The following is a 571-nucleotide window of genomic DNA, read 5'->3' on the forward strand; positions in this document are numbered from 1 at the left end:
ACCAGCGCGGCGGAGATGCCGGCGCGGTCGGTCAGCAGGGGGCTGATGAAGCTGTAGGCGCCGAGGAATCCGGCCTGAGCCAGCATGATCGCACCCAGCACCGCCCACACCCGCCACGGCCGCACTGCCGAGATCTCCGAGCGCACCGACACACTCACCGTGTCCCGGTCGCGGTGGCCGGAGCGAACCGAAGAACGGCGACGAGCGCCGGAACCGCCAGCACGGCCAGCATCCAGAACGGACCTCGCCACCCGGTGAACTGGCCGGCGAAGGTGCCCAACGGGACACCGGCGACCACGGACAGACTCAACCCGCCCGAGAGCACCGCCAATGCCCGCGCGCTCGCCCCGGGGCCGACGACCGCGGCCGCCACCACCGCACCGGTCGCCCAGAACGTGCCGGTAGCCAGCGCGGTGAGTACGCGGGAGGCGGTGACGACGGTGAACGAGTCGTTGACCGCGGCCACCACGTGCCCGGCGGAGAACACCATCAGTGCCCCGATCAAGGTGGCTCGGGCGGGCAACCGCAGCGTGGCCAATGCCATTACCGGTGGGCCGATGATCATGCCGAC

Annotated in this window: 1 protein-coding gene; it reads right to left on the reverse strand. The window is 71.3% G+C overall.

Annotation, left to right across the window (positions count from 1 at the left end; translation table 11 throughout):
* Window positions 1-154 precede the first annotated feature (154 nt).
* A partial coding sequence (locus CJ177_RS46515) for an MFS transporter (protein WP_257015116.1) occupies window positions 155-571 on the reverse strand: 417 nt, incomplete at its 5' end.

It is taken from the genome of Rhodococcus sp. ACPA1, assembly GCF_002300195.1.
In the GTDB taxonomy this organism is placed as follows: Bacteria; Actinomycetota; Actinomycetes; order Mycobacteriales; family Mycobacteriaceae; genus Rhodococcus_F; species Rhodococcus_F opacus.